This is a genomic window from Chryseobacterium sp. HR92 (genome assembly GCF_045689405.1).
GTDB classification, from domain to species: domain Bacteria; phylum Bacteroidota; class Bacteroidia; order Flavobacteriales; family Weeksellaceae; genus Chryseobacterium; species Chryseobacterium viscerum_A.
In genome coordinates, this window is sequence record NZ_CP139139.1 from 3341074 (window position 1) to 3357850 (window position 16777).

A 16777-nucleotide genomic window follows, 5' to 3' on the forward strand; every position below is an offset into this window, starting at 1 on the left:
ACAGTTAACACTGTTCGTTTTTCATTTTAAATATATTAATTTTGCTTCTTCATTTAACAAAAAAATATGGAATTTTATAAATATCAGGGAACAGGGAATGATTTCGTAATGGTAGACAACCGTGATCTGCAATTTACTAAAGACAAAGGTATTATTGAAAAACTATGTGACAGACGTTTTGGGATAGGTGCGGATGGTCTTATTCTGCTGGAAAACGATCCAAACTATGACTTCAAAATGGTGTACTACAATTCTGACGGAGGAGAAAGTACCATGTGTGGAAACGGAGGAAGATGTCTTGTTGCTTTTGCTTTTTTCCTTGACATCTTTGAAGATAAATGCAAATTTATTGCAACAGACGGAGAGCATGAAGCTGAAATCCATAACGGGATTATTAAATTGAAAATGATTAATGTGGACACCATTTCACAAGATGGGAATGACTTTGTTCTGAATACAGGATCTCCACATTATGTAAAATACGTAGAAAATCTGAAGGATTACCAGGTTTATGACGAAGGATATGGGATCAGAAATTCGGAAAACTATAAAGAAAAAGGAATCAATGTAAACTTTGTAGAAAAAATTTCTGATGATGAGATTTTTGTAAGAACCTATGAACGAGGCGTTGAGGACGAAACTTACAGTTGCGGAACAGGAGTTACAGCTTCTGCTTTAACTTTTCTTCAAAAACATAATCTAACCTCTGTAAAAGTTAAAACTTTAGGCGGAAATCTTAAAGTACATGCTGAAAAAAGCGGAGATACATTCCAGAACATTTGGCTGGAAGGTCCTGCAAAGCAAGTTTTTAGAGGTAAAACAGATCTTCTTTAAAAACAAAAAACTTTTAATCAACATTTATAAGAATGAAAAAAGCTATTCTCATTATCATTCTGCTGGTTTTTGTAGCTGCAGGATTTTTTGGTTTGAGATTTTATAATAAATATTTAGGAAATAACGTAGAAAAAGACGGCTATGTTCTGATTCCTCATAGAGCAGGTTTTAAACAGATCCTCGACTCTATTGCTCCTTATATTAAAGACAGGGAATCTTTTGAAGCTGTAGCTAAAGAGAAAGGTCTTGATGCTAATTTTAAAGCAGGACGTTATCATATCCAGAGCGGAACAGGAAATAAGAACCTTGTCAATATGATCAAAGCAGGTAACCAAACAGCAAACTCTTACAGAATCGGGGATTTTGGAGATATGTATCAGATGATCGGTAAGGTGACCAAAAAAACAGAAATTGATTCGTTACATTTTATCAATGATCTGGATGCTGTGGCACAGGAGAAAGGCTATAAAAATGTTGAGGATTTAAAAAAATATTTCTTCATTGATACTTATAATTTCTTCTGGACTGTAAGCCCAAGAGAATTTTTTGCAAAGTTTGAAAATCAGTATAATGATTTCTGGACGAGTGAAAGAAAAAACAAAGAGCAACAGTCTGGCCTTACAAGAGATCAGATCTATGCATTGGCTTCTATTGTTTATAAAGAATCCGGAGGAAAAAAAGATGAGATGAAAACGATTGCCGGATTGTATTTAAACCGTTACAGAAAAGGGATGAAACTTCAGTCTGACCCTACTGTGATTTATGCAATCAATAAGCAGACTAATTTTAAAGAATCTATTAAAAGAGTATTATATAAGCATTTGTCTACACCATCACCTTACAACACTTATGCAAATGCAGGTATTCCTCCGGGACCGATCTGTGTAGTGGATAAGAATTCGATTGATGCTGTTTTAAATGCTGAAAACAACAATTATATATTTATGTGTGCTGATCCGGCAAGATTTGGATACCATAAGTTTACGGCAAGTGCTGAAGAACATGCTGTGAATGCAAAGGCATACCAGGACTGGCTCAACTCAAAGAATATAAAATAAGTTTAGAAAGCACCTAAAAATTTATACAGCTAGAAAAATAATAAACAATCATAATATTTTGAAGATCAAATTGATATGGATATTCAAAATGTTAGGGGTTATACTTTCACGATTTTATACAAAAAAATAACCTATGAAGAATAAGACAGAAATTGTCAATATTTTCACCAGAAAAACTTTAGGACTTACGTTAGTACTTTCAGCGGCGGCGATGGCTTTTGCACAGGAGAAGGCTGGAGTTTCGGGGACTATTGTCAACAAAAAAAACCAACCGGTTCCTTATGCCTCTGTAACTTTCAGTAATAAAGTGAATAAAGCATTAAGTGATGCTGTACTGACCGATGAAAAGGGACAGTATAAACTTGAGCTTGTGCCGGGAGATTATGATATCACGGTAGAAGCTATTGATTACAAAAAAAATGTAATCAGTAAAAATATTGCAATAGCGGGTAATATCGGGGCGTTATCTTTAGAACCTGAAGCGACTACTACCATTGATGGAAAAACAAAAGAAATCCAGGGTGTTGTGATCACTGCTTCAGCAGCTAAACCTTATAAAGTAGAGCTTGATAAGAAAACATATGATCCTTCACAGGATATTGTAAGCAAAGGAGGAAGTCTTCAGGATGTATTGACCAATGTTCCTTCAGTTTCTGTAGATACAGACGGAACAGTTTCTATGAGAGGAAGTACCAATGTAAAGTTTCTGATCAACGGGAAGCCTTCTGCCCTTCTGGGAATAGATGATGGTGCCAATGCTTTACAAAGTATCCCGGCAGATCAGATTGAAAGAATTGAAGTGATTACCAACCCTTCTTCTAAATTTGAAGCAAGCGGAACTTCCGGTATTCTGAATATCATCCTTAAAAAGAACAAAAAAATCGGATTTAACGGTAGTGTTGTAGGGTCTTTAGGATATTTCCCGAGAACATCACTTAACACCAATCTGAGCTGGAGAAAAAATAACTGGACCTGGTTTGTAAACGGAGGCGGCGGCTACACGGAAAACAAAACTAAAAATAATTCGGAAACTACTTATCACAATATTACTTTTCCTAAGATCCTTCCTAATACGCAGCCTAATGATGTTCTTGAGCATCAGCTGCAAAACTCCACCAGCAAAACATATAACAAAAATTATAATGTAAGTGCAGGTTTTGTATATGATCTGTCTGACAAAACATCGATCAATGTAACAGGATTGGTGAGAACTTTTGAAGGAGACGGAAATGAACTTCTGCAGACTTATGACAGTTTTCACAGATTTTTCAAAGATTCATCAGATCCAAATGGGGTTGCCGGAACATGGCAATTATTAAACCCTTACGGACAAAGAGAATCTAAAACGATATTTAATAACCTTGCATTCCAGGGAGATATAGGTGTAGATCACAAATTTGATGATAATGGTCAGAATTTATCTGTATCATTAAGTTTACAGAGAAACAGAAGTAACAATAATGCAGACATTCTTGAAACCAATGACCTGGTTCCGGATATACAGGATATTACCAGAAGACATTCTGTAAGCAAAACGGTTATCGGGAAAGCAGATTACGAATTGCCAATAGGAGAAAAGTCTAAGATTGAAGCAGGATACAGATTGGATGTGAATGATAATACTTATAATAATTTTGTAAGCAGCACTTCCAATAATCCTTATATCCCGAACTATAATAACGATACAGATTACAGAGAGATCTTCAATGCCTTCTATTTACAGTTTAAAAGTAAAATCGGAGAAAAATTTGCTTATCAGCTTGGTTTGAGGGATGAACTTTCCAATGTAAAGATTAATTACATCAATCAAAACCCTAATGATCCGCAATTAAATAAAACAAAGAACTACAACAATTTATTTCCGAGTGTATTCTTAAGCTATGATGTATCTAAAAACAATCAGATTTTAGTTAATTATTCCCGTAGAATAGACAGACCAAGATCTTTCTTCATGGTTCCCTTCCCAAATTACAGCAACAGCCAGAATATTTTTGAAGGAAATATAGATCTTAACCCATCATATGTAGATTCATTTGAAGTAGGATATAATATTACAAGAAAAAAGTTTACTATTAACCCTACCTTATACTACAGACACGCTACAGACGATACTAAAATGTTAGTCTACAGACCTGATGAAAATCTGGGCGTATTCTATACAAAACCCATCAACCTAGGAAATGACGACCGTTATGGTTTGGATCTGAACTTTACCTACGATCCTTTTGCATGGTTAAAAATAATGGGTAGCTTAGATATGTTCGGATATAAAACTACCGGAATTGCTTATTATGATGCTATTGATAAGAATAAGCAGAAGCAAACCCGAAATATGGATTTTACTGGAGATGGTTTCTCTACAAGAGCACGTCTTAACACAACATTTAAACTGGATAAAACATTAAGTGTACAGTTACAGGGATTCTATAGAGGAGCTCAGAAATCTGCCAACCAAAATACTCAGGATATGTATGCTCTGAACCTTGGTGCTTCCAAAACGATCTGGAAAGGAGACGGAACAATTTCCTTCAATATTCAGGATATCTTCAATACGAGAAGCAGAGAAGTATTAAGTTTCAATGAGGATTATACACGAAGAAACTATATGCAGTGGCAGCCAAGACAGTTTTCTATTTCTTTAACCTATAGATTTAAGCAGGGTGAAAAAGTAGATCAGCCTAAAAAGAAAAAGGATATCAATTCCAATGCAGCCGGAGACGACCAGCAAGGCGGTCCGATGTAATACAACAAAAATCCCGGAAAGTACTTTTCGGGATTTTTTATTAATGTTTTTTCTTTGGTATTGATATGTAAAATCGTAATCCATAAAATCATATCTTCATTGCTAAAAATAAGCGATGAAACCAATTCAAAGAATCCAGTTAATCCTACTCTTTTTTCCCATCTTTACATGGGCACAGACTCCTGACAAACAAAAATTAAAAGAATACATTATTCCGGATAAAGGAGATACAATCCGTTTTTATATCCATACATCAGATACTTTACCTAAGGAAAAAGTTTTTCTTTATCTGCAGGGCAGCGGTGATTTACCCATCGTCAATGGTGATGATACAGAACCTTGCTGTTTTAATAATTATCCAAAAAAATTAATGGCGGAGTTTCCAAAAGACTATGCATTTGTTTATATACAAAAAGTTGGGCTTCCTTATTACACAAAAACTTTAAATAATTACACACCCTCCCCAGCATTTATACTTAGAAATAATGTACTGGACAGAGCTGAAGCAGCCAATAAAGTGATTAATTTCATAAAGAAAAGAATCTACCCCAATGCAAAAGCAATTGCTGTACTCGGGCACTCGGAAGGCAGTGACGTGGTAGCAAAGCTGGCTACTCTCAACAAAAACATCACCCACATTTGTTTTTCAGCAGGGAATGCAACCTCTCAGATATTTAACGATATACTCTTTATCAGAAGACAAATGCAGGAATCGAAACTAAGTGCCAGCCAGGCTCAGGATAAAATTGACGAATTGATGAGGGGATACAAACAGGTTTATCAAAATCCAGATTCCGTAAAAGACTATTTCAACGGCGATACTTACAAATGGAATACTGCTATCAACGAACCTCCTATAGAAAATCTCCTAAAGTTAAAAATCCCGGTTTTCGTCACCATTGGAAGTCATGATGATAAGGTTCCGGTAGAAGCAAGTGATTTGATTACCGCAGAATTCATCCGCCACAGAAAAACAAATCTGAAAAGCAAAGTTTATCTGAACTGCAATCATAATTTTGAAGAAATAAAAGAAGACGGAACCAAAATAAGCCATTGGAAAGAAATGTTTTTTGACTTTCTAAACCTTGTTGACGAAGATTTTAAATAGAAAATATAGTTAAAAAAAGTAATTTCCGGCGGCTTCCGGTAAAATTAAAAAACAGCTGTAAAGCTCTTGTTTACAACTGTTTTTTATTTATAATCTTTGATATACTTTGCCTGGAAATTTATTTTACAGGCTCAGCTTTTGAATCTTTTTCTTTTTCAGCTTCATAGATTCTTCTTCTCAGATCACTGGTGGAAAACCTATGGTCTCTTTTGTTATAAAAGATCTCAATTCCTTTTTCTTCACAGTATTGTTTGCCTGTAAAATCTCTGTCCATATAATCATCCCCAATGATTCTTACATCAATCACAAATGATTTTAAAATATCCAGCAGATCTTCTTCCGTATAATAAGGAATGATCTCATCTACAGCATTTACTGCTTTCAGCTGAATATATCTTTCAACGATAGTCTGGCTTGGCTTATTCTTATTGGGACGGTCGTGGGAAGGGTCTATCTGAAGCCCAACGATTAAATAGTCACATACCGTTTTAGCTTCTTCAAGCATTTTGATGTGCCCAGCGTGTAATAAGTCAAAGGAGGAAAATGTAATCCCTATTCTCTGTGTCTTCATATTAATTTTGAATTAAAAACTTCACTGAAATAATGTTCTTTTAAGGATAAAAACAAAAGTTTCTGGGAAGGTGTTTTGTAATTTGTTTATATAATTCGTTCTTTAATTATTCTTTCACATGGTCAGAAAAATTTCATAACCACTGAAACTATACATTCCTTGTATTCAGATATTTCTGCCATTCCCAAACCGTTCTTAAAGATTCTTCCAGAGAGGTTTCAGACTTCCAGTTGAGCTCTTTCTCCGCCTTTTCAGCGTTGGCATACGCAATAGTGATATCTCCTTCTCTTCTGGCGCAAATCTGATAAGGTACTTCTACATTATTAGCCTTTTCAAATGCTTTCACCACTTCCAGTACAGATGAACCTTTTCCTGTTCCCAGGTTATAGGTATCAATCACAGCTTCAGCCGAAGAGTCTTCCATCAGTTTCTTTAATGCTGCAACGTGTGCTTTTGCCAGGTCAACAACATAAATATAATCACGAACGGCTGTTCCGTCCTCTGTAGTATAATCATCTCCCCAGACATTCAGTTTCTCACGTACTCCTGAAGCTGTCTGCATCACATAAGGTACCAGGTTATTAGGAATTCCTATCGGTAGTTCTCCAAGTTTTGCAGAAGGATGTGCTCCAATCGGGTTAAAATATCTTAATAACGAAATTTTACGTTGATAGGCATTTGCAAAATCAATCAGGATCTGTTCTCCCATTTGTTTTGTCTTCCCATACACACTTTCAGGTACTTTTAAAGGTGTATTTTCATCAATCGGCATTACATCTGCCTGTCCGTATACTGTGCAGGATGAACTGAAAATAAAGTTAGAGATTTCTCTTGTCTTAAATTCCTGAAGAATATTGATTAATGAGAACAAATTATTCTCGTAATAGTCCACAGGTTTTATCTGGCTCTCTCCTACCGCTTTAGAAGCAGCAAAATTGATACAGCCATCAATCTGATGGGCATCAAAAACCTGAGTAAGAAGTTCTTTCCTTCTTAGATCAAAAGGATAAAAAGCCGGCTTTTTACCTGTAATTTCTTCTATATTTTTTAAAATAAATCTTTCCGTATTGGACAAATCATCTACAATAACTACTTCAAAGCCGCTATTGATAAGTTCTACCACCGTATGAGAACCAATATATCCAAGTCCTCCCGTAACAAGTATTGCCATTTTTATTTTTTAATCTTCGTGTTTTCCTATATTTTCTATTTCGCTAACACTTTTATATTTTTTCACCTTAAACATATTTACAATCAGTAAACTCAATATCAATACAATTAAAAATTTAAAAGTAAAATGTCCTGCAATATAATATCCATTTAAAAATCCAAGTAATAAAGGATAACCTAAAATAACTATGGATAAAAATAAACTAAGATTCAGGAACAAAATAGCCTTCTCATATTTTTCAATTAAATTGACAAATGCAAATGAATTAATAACTAACGAAATCCCAATAAATAATGTTTTAAATAGACTAAAATCATTAAATATATCAAGAACCAAAAACGCTGATATTATAAAAAGTAATAAGCTGGTGATTATCGCTAAATAGTATACCAACTTATACTTAAATATCTTTTTTTTCATTATTTCATAAACTCAAGAACAGCATCGGTAATATACTTCAGTTGCTCTTCGTCTAATTCTGTATGCATTGGTAAAGAAATTACCTGATCCAACAGCTTATCTGTATTCACAAAGTCTGCATCATTACTTTCCTGGAAGTACGCTTTCTGCTTTCTTAATGCTACCGGGTAATAGATCATTGCCGGGATTTCTTTTTCCGTTAAAAACTTCTGAAGTTCGTTACGTTTTCCGTTCAGAATTCTTAAAGTATACTGGTGGAATACGTGAGTAGAATTCTCAGCTCTTTTTGGAGTCAGAATATTTGGATTTCCTTCAAATGCTTCATCGTAAAAATCAGCTGCTCTTTTTCTTGCTTCGTTGTAAGAATCAAGGTGAGGAAGTTTTTTTCTTAAAACTGCAGCCTGAATACTATCCAGACGGGAGTTTACTCCTACCTCGTCATGGTAATATCTTTCGTACATTCCGTGGTTTACAATCCCTCTCAAACGGTGTGCTAATTCATCGTTGTTGGTAAAAATAGCTCCACCATCTCCGTAGCATCCAAGGTTTTTTGAAGGGAAGAAAGAAGTTGTTCCTACTGTAGACATTGTTCCTGCCTGTTTTACAGTTCCGTCAGAGAATGTATATTCTGAACCGATTGCCTGAGCGTTGTCTTCAATAACATATAGATTGTGCTCTTCAGCAATTTTCAAAATTTCTTCCATGTTGGCACACTGTCCGAAAATATGTACCGGAATGATCGCTTTTGTTCTCGGCGTAATGGCTTTTTTAATCTGTTCTGTAGAAATAGTAAATGTATCATAATCTACATCTACCAATACAGATTTTAGCTTAAGCAGGTGAATTACTTCTACCGTTGCGGCAAAAGTAAAATCAGCTGTGATAATCTCATCTCCTTCTTTCAGATCCAGGGCCATTAAGGCAATCTGTAATGCATCTGTACCATTGGCACATGGAATCACATGTTTTACTTCTAAATAAGACTCCAATTCATTCTGGAAAGACTTTACTTCAGGTCCGTTAATAAACGCTGCAGAGTCCATTACATTCAAAACGGCATTGTCTACATCATTCTTTATTTTGTAATACTGACTTTGCAAGTCAACCATCTGAATTTTTTTCATATAATAAATATTTCTGTAAAAATAAGGAATTTAATATCCTATCAAAAATTTTATTGATTTTGTTTTTATCTTTATACAAAATAATCTTATGAAAAAACTTTTACTCTTTTGTTTCCTAACGGGTTATCTTAATGTATCCGCCCAAACAGAACTTGTGTTTGTTTTCTTTACGGATAAGCCCAATAAGGCTGCGTTTTATGCAAATCCGCTTTCTGAACTCAGCCAGAAATCACTCAACAGGCGTACAGCGTTGGGAATTCCTCTCAACGATCAGGATGCTCCAATTGAACAGTCTTATCTTCAGAATCTTCAAAATTTAGGATTTACCGTTACAGATTATTCAAAATGGCTTAACGGAGCGGCAGTCAATGCTAATCCTGCCCAAAAAACGCTGCTGCAGGCTCAGTCTTTTGTTTTATCTGTTGAAAGTTTTGCAAGAAACAGTTCAACTACTGTAAAAACATTACCTGTAAAATGGAAAGACGAGTCCAATGTCAATAAAACACTCACCACCTTTAATTACGGTTCTGGTGCCGGCCAAATTGATCAGGTTAATATCCGCCCGCTTCACCTGGCAGGTTATACCGGAACAGGAATTTCCATAGCAGTCATTGATGCCGGATTCCCAACGGTGAATACGGGAACTGCTTTTTCAAGATTATGGAACGGTAACCATATCAAAGCAGCCTATGATTTTGTTACCAAAACCGGAGATATTTATAATACAGCACTCAGTCCTCATGGTTCTGTTGTTTTAGGAGCTATTGGCGGGTATCTGGAAAACATATTTGTTGGCGCTGCTCCCGATGCCGATTTCTATCTCTACCGAAGTGAAAATGCCAATGTAGAAGTTCCTGAAGAAGAACTCTACTGGATTGAAGCTGCTGAGGAAGCAGACAGAAAAGGGGTGGAAATCATAACCTCATCACTGGGATATAATGTTTTTGATGAGAGCCGTTACAATTATACGTATGCAAATATGAACGGAAGTACTTCTTTCATCGCCCGGGGAGCAGGTATTGCTGCTGAAAAAGGAATTTTTGTTCTTGCTGCTGCCGGAAATTCCGGACTTCAGCCATGGCATTATCTGATGACACCGTCTGACAATGCTAAAGTATTTTCTATCGGATCTGTAGATTCGGCCGGAAATGCATCCGGATTTTCTTCTTTCGGGCCAAACTCACTTGGAGTGGTAAAACCTGACGGAAGTACTCAGGGAACCGCTACAACCACAGTGTATGATAATGCTACTACAGTTGTGAACGGGACATCTATTGCCACTCCTATTGCTGCCGGTGGTGTGGCATGTCTTATCCAGGCATTTCCAACGATGAACAGGGAACAGATGAGAACAAAGCTAAGACAAACCGCTTCACTTTATCCTGCTCATTCAGATCAGATAGGATACGGTATTCTTAACTTCGGAAGTTTGTATAATCTCGTTCTGAATACATCTGAAATGGTAAAAAAAGAAAAATTTTCCATATTCCCGAATCCTGTTAAAAACATCCTGAATATAGCATCAGAGCAGGAAGTTCTGTCTTTGGAAATTTATGATAACCTTGGAAGACTAATCAGAAAAAGTGACCATCAGAAATCTATAAAAGTGGAGGATTTTGCAAAAGGAACTTATTATCTGAAAATTCAGATGAAGGACAAAGTTTACTATGAGAAATTCTTAAAGGAATAATTTTTTTGTCTCTCGCAAATTACCTAGATTGAGCAGATTTATTACAACATAAACATCTGTGTGATCTGTGTAATCTGCGGGAGATATTCTTCTAATACAGCATACAATATGTTTTGGCTAAAGCCGATGGATTGGTTTAATAAAAAAAGAATGGGCTAAAGCCCATTCCTATTGATATATTGCTGTGCAATTTGTACAAAAAATTATATAAAATGGCTTATGCAGAGTTTCTGCTTGCATTAATATTCCCGAATAAAGAACGTGTTACCAGCTTTTCATAAGCTTCTTTATTTCCTTCTCCTTTCTGTATTTTCATCAGGGCATATTGTTGAATGCTTAATAACGGAAGTACGATCTTTTCACGGATCTTCACCGATTTTCTTGACAAAGGATCTTCTTCCTGAAGCATTTTGAAACCAGTGAGTTCCAGCATGATTTCTCTTGAAAGCTCATATTCATCAAAAAGAATATTCCAGAATGCACCAAACTTCAGATTGCTTTTAATATAATAAGTCAAAGGAAAATAGGACTTGTTCATACTCATCATGGAGTTCAATACTAAAGTTTTAAAGAAATCAGAACCTTTATACAGTTCCCTTACTTCTTCAAATCTTCCCTGTTCTTTCATCTTTTGCATGGCATATCCAAAACCAAAGAAACCAGGAACGTTCTGTTTCAATTGTGACCATGAGCCTACAAACGGAATAGCCCTCAGATCTTCAAACTTCAGTTCACTTCCGTTTCCTCTTTTTGAGGGACGGCTTCCGATATTTGTTTTCCCGTAATATTCAAGAGTACTCATCTCCTGAAGGTATGGAACAAACATAGGATGGGCTTTTAAATCTGAATATTTTCCATAGCTGATATCTGCCAATTCGATAATCAAAGCTCTTTCCTTTTCGGTAAGCTCTTTTTTTGCATTTTTGAATACATCATTTTCCACTCCGGCCGTCAGAAGCTGTTCAAAGTTGTATTTTGCCTGCTCTTTATTTCCAAAAATACTGGTAATGGTCTGGCCCTGGATTGTAAGTTCAATCTTATTATTGGCAATAGTTTTTCCCTGAGAAGCGTAGAAATCGTGGGTTTTTCCTCCTCCTCTGGCTGGCGGTCCTCCTCTGCCATCGAAGAAAACAACTTTGATGTTATTCTGCTCGGAAAGCTTAGTCAATACTTCTTTTGCTTTATAAATTTCCCAGTTGGCTTTTAAATATCCACCATCTTTGGTTCCATCAGAAAATCCAAGCATAATGGTCTGCTGGTTTCCTCTTTTTTCCAGGTGCTTTTTATACACAGGATTGTGATACAGTTCATTCATCACATTCTCAGCGTTGGCAAGACCTTCCATCGTTTCAAAAAGCGGAACGATATCCATATTGATATCTTCGTCTTTATACCCGCAAATCTTAAAGAATGCATAAACATTCATCACATCTTTCACTGCATCGGAATTGGAAATAATATAACGGTTCATTCCTCGAAGACCATTCAGATTCTGAATGTCTGTAACCTGTGAAACCGTTAACAATGTATCTTTCACAATGTCTTCAAAATCTTCAGCGTTTACTGTTTCTGAAATCTGAATCAGCTGATTGAATTTCTGCTCATTATCTGCATCTTCACTTCCATATACTTTTGAAAAAACCTCATCAATCACTTTCTGATGAATCCTGCTGTCCTGACGGATATCCAACGTTGCAAAGTGAGTTCCGAAAATCATTACACGATCTCTGAAGTTAGCCAGAAGATCTAAAAACAAGGAATTATGCTCATTCACTAATATTTTTTCTGCTTCTGCAGTTTTCTTTAAAATATCTTCAGCTGTAATATTTCTTCCATCAAAAATAGCAGCATACAGCTCTTCACTTAATTGGGTTAAAACTTCTGAAACTCCTCTAAAACTCAATCTTCTTCTGATGAATTTCAAATGGCTGTAATAGGACTTCAGAATGGCTGAACGAAGTTCTTCTGCTACTCTTTTCGTTACATCTGCTGTCACAAACGGATTTCCATCTCTATCTCCTCCCGGCCAGAATCCAAGCTGGATAATATCTTCATGAAGGTGAAAATGTCCGTTCCCGAAAGTCTTTTTGATCTTCGTAAACAATTCGCCAATGGTATCGTAATACACATATCTCAGGTATGAAATGATGCTCAATGCTTCATCTATAGGGGTAGGTTTTTCTTTGTTTACAAATGGGGTCTTCCCCAGCTGCTGCAGAAGCATATCAATCTGCGTAACAGAGTCACTGGTAATAGCTCCTCTTAAGTCCTGAATAATCCTTTGTACTGAACTTGGATAAAACTGAGTAGGGTGCGCGGTAAATACAACCTTTACACTGAAATCTTTTAATTTTTCGCGTACTTTTTCAATTTTATGGTCCTGAAAAGAGCGTTCAAAAAGATTGGTTACGGTACCACTGTCACTTTCAGAGTGAAGATTCGGAAAAGCAGCATCTTCAATACTATCAAACAAAACTACCTGTCTTTCTATATACTGAATGATCTTGAAAAGCAGTTCGAGTTTCTGCTCCTCGGTCTGAAGATCGGTATGGTTTTTAAAAAATTCTTCGACGATGTTTTCGGGAGTTTTTCCTGCTTCATAGCCGGTTCTGCTTTCCTCGTAAAGAAACGGAAGCAGCATTCCTATATTCGTCATTTTATCATAAGGAAGGCTCATAAATAATGAATTGTAGATCTGGAACTTATTTTCCACGATCTGCCTGAATTTTTCTGCGCGTTGGTCGTGTATCATAATAACAAATGTAAGTGATTTTGGAATGAGTTGGGTTGACAAATGACAAAAAATTAAAGGATTAAAAGCAAAAACTATATTAATTTTTATTCAGTAATTACTTAGTTTTGAAAACTATTTAAACGAACCATGATCAAATTCAATTTTAACGCCAATGTGAATATTAAAACTAACGGAACCCAGCTTGACAAAAAGGGACTGAAAACTATTTTAATCATATTTGGAGTGTTTATGCTGGTCTTTGTTTTTTCAGCAATAGCTTTTAGCTCTTTTGCTTTTGGCAGTATGGAATCAATGCAGGAAAGAGTTGATGAGTATAATAAGCAGGTAGATGTCATCCACTCATTACCGGTTCTTAAATGCACTGTTTATACAGACCAAACAATCTCAGCTCCACTATCAGGAAAAGATGCGGCATTCTATCTGCTGCGTGTGGGCACCGTCAAACGAAACAAACGATATAAAGAAATTTACGAAAAATTTGATTACGTTATGGCAGCAGGCTATCCCAAAGGGGCTCAACTTTTAATCAATGGGCAACTATATCCTATTGATTTTAATAGGTGTATCATAAAAAATCCAGATCAAAGAAACATGCCTTTTGTTTACGAAACTTATACTACCAGCGATAAAACACCTTACTATCTGCAAGATTATAAACCCAGGGGGACTCAAAAAATTTCTTTATTGAAAGATCAGCATCCCTGGATTCAGTCTTTTTTTGAACCTGAAGGGCTAAACAATCTTCTTGTCCATGAATATATTTTCAAGAATGGTGATTCGGTTTATATCAAAGGAAAAATTGAGAATAACAGAATTGTTCCGTTTGTGGAACATATGCTCGACTAATTCTTTTCAGTATTCTTTTTGTTTAAAAGCAAATTCTGAAGCTTTAGCAGGATTTCGCTACCTTTGCAGGATAATTCAACCCAATGGGCTACATCAGAGAATATTACGAACAGATCGTCAAACTGCAGGAATCGGAATGGGCATTTATAGCAGGACATTTTCACAGAAAGGTTTTTACTAAAAATGAGATCATTACCCAGCAGGGCCATACGGAAAATCACTTATCTTTTATTGAATCGGGATTGGTAAGATTTTATATTCCTGATGATGAATATGGTTATACTTTCAGCTTCAGTTTTGAAAAAGAATTCAGCTGTGCGTATGACTCTTTTCTTACGCAAACTCCTTCTGAATATGAAATGCAGGCTTTGACGGAAACTGTAGTATGGCAGATTTCTTATGATGATCTTCAGAAAATTTACAGCCAGACCAATGTGGGTAACCATTTGGGACGTTTTGCTTCTGAAAAACTGTTTCTGGCTAAAAGCAAGAGAGAACTTTCTCTGCTAAAGCTTACGGCAAAAGAACGTTATCTGAAATTATTTACCGAACAGCCGGAAATGATCAAGCGTGTTCCCTTAAAATATATCGCTTCATATATCGGAATTACACCACAGGCTTTAAGCCGAATCCGCAGACACATTAATTAACATAGGTTCATTGTATATCTTTTCTCTTCTGCAGAACTTTGCAGGAAAATGCAACAATGAATTTATCTATTCTGGCTTACGGCAATACTATTTTAAAACAAAAATGTTTACAGATCAAGGAAAACACTCCGGAAATACGGGAACTTGTAATGGATATGTGGAATACGATGGAAAATGCCAATGGCTGCGGCCTTGCCTCTCCCCAAATTGGAAAAACATTACAGCTTTTCGTTGTTGACAGTCAGATCACTTATAAAAACCTGGATACAGAGGATCAGATTTTATATTTCGGGAAAGATGATAAAGGTATTAAAGAAACTTTTATCAATGCCAAAATCACCCACAGTTCAGAAGAAACCTGGGAAGATTATGAAGGCTGCCTGAGTATTCCCGGGCTATCTCAAAAGGTAAAAAGACCCTGGGAAATTACTATTGAGTATCTGGATCAGAGTTTCACAAAACATACTAAAACTTTTACAGGATTAACTGCCAGAATCATTCAGCATGAATATGACCATACTCTTGGAATTTTATATACAGACCATCTGAAATCTCTTACAAAAAAAATGATGGAATCTAAGCTTAAGAAAATCACTAATGGAAATATTATGGTGGAATATCCGATGAAGTTTTTATAAATTTGATACCAACCATAGATGTCAATTTATAAAAATGATAAAACCTAGTTTCGGGATTGTTTTTCTAATTATTTTTGCAATTATTTTTTTAGCAACAGGATTTTATTTTCTTACACGATACCCTTTATTTTCTGTTATTTTTTTTATCGGAGCCATTGTAAATAGTATTTTATTATACAAAGAATACAGCGGTCAAAAAGACACACTCAACTTTAATAAAGATACTATTCCCGAAAGTGTTAAGATCAAATATCCTGTATCGATCACTATTGTCACTCTATTATCATATTCTGTTTTTCCGGCAGTTGCCGTTTTCGGACTTATCATTTCCAGAACACATTTTAATTTAACTGATTTTACAGTTTTCTGTATAATAACCCTGTTCATGAGTATTTTTATTATTGCATCTTATTTAGAAATGAAGAAAAAGTCCAAGACATTTATTGTGATCAGTGATAAAGGCATTCAACTGGGAACTCATCCCAATATGCAATGGGGTGAGATTCGTGAGGAAAAAATAATTACAAGACATTTTAAAGGTCACGCCCCTCGCCGCGATGGCACTACAAGTACCCAATCCTTATATTTATTGTATAATGACCAAAAAATAGAAATCAACATTGATGATTTTGATATCACAGATGATCAGCTTGCACAGGTCTTAAAAATATTCAGAGCCCGTTTTGATAGTTCAGGGTTAATATAATTTTGATTAATTTTACTATTCCAATATCCATAATCCATGAAAAAAATATTTACTTTTTTACTCATAACATTATTGTTCATCTCTTGTGAAAAAGACTGTTATAATCCTCCTCTGCCAATAGTTTTTGAGTTTGTAAATTCCAACAACGAAAATCTTATTGCCAACGGAACATTAACAACCTATTCAATTCTGGATGAAAACAATGTTAATGTACAATTAACCAAAACATCCGACAACAAGGTTATTGTAGAAAATGTAGGCGCCTATAATGGAACAAAAAATTATAAATTTTATTCCAATATTAAAAACCTTGATCTTTCAATAGAGTCCTCAGAATTTAAAGGAGCTTGCGATGGATATCAAATCAATAAACTGACTTTTACAGGGATAGATATTGAAGTAACGGATGAAAAAGGATATTATAAAATAGTATTGGAATAATTCTCTTTAAATTTGCACTGAA

General features: G+C 35.5%; 15 protein-coding genes. 10 read left to right on the top strand and 5 right to left on the bottom strand.

Annotated elements, in window-relative coordinates; genetic code table 11:
- The first annotated feature begins 66 nt into the window (after nucleotides 1-66).
- The 4 genes from dapF to SFA27_RS14940 all read left to right on the top strand — a co-directional run bounded on the left by dapF (nucleotide 67) and on the right by SFA27_RS14940 (nucleotide 5743).
- Nucleotides 67-834 carry a diaminopimelate epimerase gene (dapF, locus tag SFA27_RS14925; RefSeq protein ID WP_407293142.1) on the top strand — a complete coding sequence of 256 codons (768 nt, stop codon included), beginning with the start codon at nucleotides 67-69 and terminating at the stop codon, nucleotides 832-834.
- 32 nt (nucleotides 835-866) lie between these two features.
- Complete coding sequence (gene mltG, locus SFA27_RS14930) at nucleotides 867-1892, top strand: endolytic transglycosylase MltG (RefSeq protein WP_264518336.1); 1026 nt, start codon at nucleotides 867-869, stop codon at nucleotides 1890-1892.
- Nucleotides 1893-2025: 133 nt separating this feature from the next.
- Nucleotides 2026-4635, top strand: a complete 2610-nt coding sequence (locus SFA27_RS14935) for a TonB-dependent receptor domain-containing protein (RefSeq protein WP_407293145.1) — start codon at nucleotides 2026-2028, stop codon at nucleotides 4633-4635.
- Nucleotides 4636-4750: 115 nt separating this feature from the next.
- Nucleotides 4751-5743 carry an acyl-CoA thioester hydrolase/BAAT C-terminal domain-containing protein gene (locus tag SFA27_RS14940; protein WP_407293148.1) on the top strand — a complete coding sequence of 331 codons (993 nt, stop codon included), beginning with the start codon at nucleotides 4751-4753 and terminating at the stop codon, nucleotides 5741-5743.
- A 118-nt stretch (nucleotides 5744-5861) separates the two neighbouring features.
- Here SFA27_RS14940 and SFA27_RS14945 read toward each other — a convergent pair whose 3' ends face one another.
- The 4 genes from SFA27_RS14945 to SFA27_RS14960 form a co-directional block, all read right to left on the bottom strand.
- Entirely contained in the window at nucleotides 5862-6314 is a 453-nt protein-coding gene (locus SFA27_RS14945; protein WP_047376790.1) for an adenylyltransferase/cytidyltransferase family protein, read from the bottom strand.
- A 148-nt stretch (nucleotides 6315-6462) separates the two neighbouring features.
- Entirely contained in the window at nucleotides 6463-7485 is a 1023-nt protein-coding gene (galE, locus tag SFA27_RS14950) for a UDP-glucose 4-epimerase GalE (RefSeq protein WP_407293151.1), read from the bottom strand.
- Nucleotides 7486-7494: 9 nt separating this feature from the next.
- A complete protein-coding gene (locus SFA27_RS14955) occupies nucleotides 7495-7905 on the bottom strand; it encodes a hypothetical protein (protein ID WP_407293154.1) in 411 nt (136 codons plus the stop codon).
- Nucleotides 7905-9029 (bottom strand): DegT/DnrJ/EryC1/StrS aminotransferase family protein, encoded by a 1125-nt coding sequence (locus SFA27_RS14960; RefSeq protein ID WP_047423358.1) that lies wholly within the window; start codon nucleotides 9027-9029, stop codon nucleotides 7905-7907. Before SFA27_RS14960 ends, SFA27_RS14955 begins: the two co-directional genes overlap by 1 nt.
- 88 nt (nucleotides 9030-9117) lie before the next feature.
- Here SFA27_RS14960 and SFA27_RS14965 point away from each other — a divergent pair, with 88 nt between their 5' ends.
- Complete coding sequence (locus tag SFA27_RS14965) at nucleotides 9118-10719, top strand: S8/S53 family peptidase (protein ID WP_407293157.1); 1602 nt, start codon at nucleotides 9118-9120, stop codon at nucleotides 10717-10719.
- A gap of 217 nt (nucleotides 10720-10936) precedes the next feature.
- Here SFA27_RS14965 and SFA27_RS14970 read toward each other — a convergent pair whose 3' ends face one another.
- Nucleotides 10937-13471, bottom strand: coding sequence for a phosphoenolpyruvate carboxylase (locus tag SFA27_RS14970; protein WP_407293160.1), 2535 nt, complete (start codon nucleotides 13469-13471; stop codon nucleotides 10937-10939).
- A gap of 129 nt (nucleotides 13472-13600) precedes the next feature.
- Here SFA27_RS14970 and SFA27_RS14975 point away from each other — a divergent pair, with 129 nt between their 5' ends.
- The 5 genes from SFA27_RS14975 to SFA27_RS14995 all read left to right on the top strand — a co-directional run bounded on the left by SFA27_RS14975 (nucleotide 13601) and on the right by SFA27_RS14995 (nucleotide 16755).
- On the top strand, nucleotides 13601-14320 hold the full coding sequence (locus SFA27_RS14975) for a hypothetical protein (RefSeq protein WP_407293163.1): 720 nt from the start codon (nucleotides 13601-13603) through the stop codon (nucleotides 14318-14320).
- 83 nt (nucleotides 14321-14403) lie between these two features.
- Entirely contained in the window at nucleotides 14404-14970 is a 567-nt protein-coding gene (locus SFA27_RS14980) for a Crp/Fnr family transcriptional regulator (protein WP_407293166.1), read from the top strand.
- Nucleotides 14971-15026: 56 nt separating this feature from the next.
- On the top strand, nucleotides 15027-15608 hold the full coding sequence (gene def / locus SFA27_RS14985; RefSeq protein ID WP_407293169.1) for a peptide deformylase: 582 nt from the start codon (nucleotides 15027-15029) through the stop codon (nucleotides 15606-15608).
- 34 nt (nucleotides 15609-15642) lie between these two features.
- Complete coding sequence (locus SFA27_RS14990) at nucleotides 15643-16314, top strand: hypothetical protein (protein ID WP_407293172.1); 672 nt, start codon at nucleotides 15643-15645, stop codon at nucleotides 16312-16314.
- A 36-nt stretch (nucleotides 16315-16350) separates the two neighbouring features.
- Entirely contained in the window at nucleotides 16351-16755 is a 405-nt protein-coding gene (locus SFA27_RS14995) for a hypothetical protein (protein WP_047376799.1), read from the top strand.
- Nucleotides 16756-16777 lie beyond the last annotated feature (22 nt).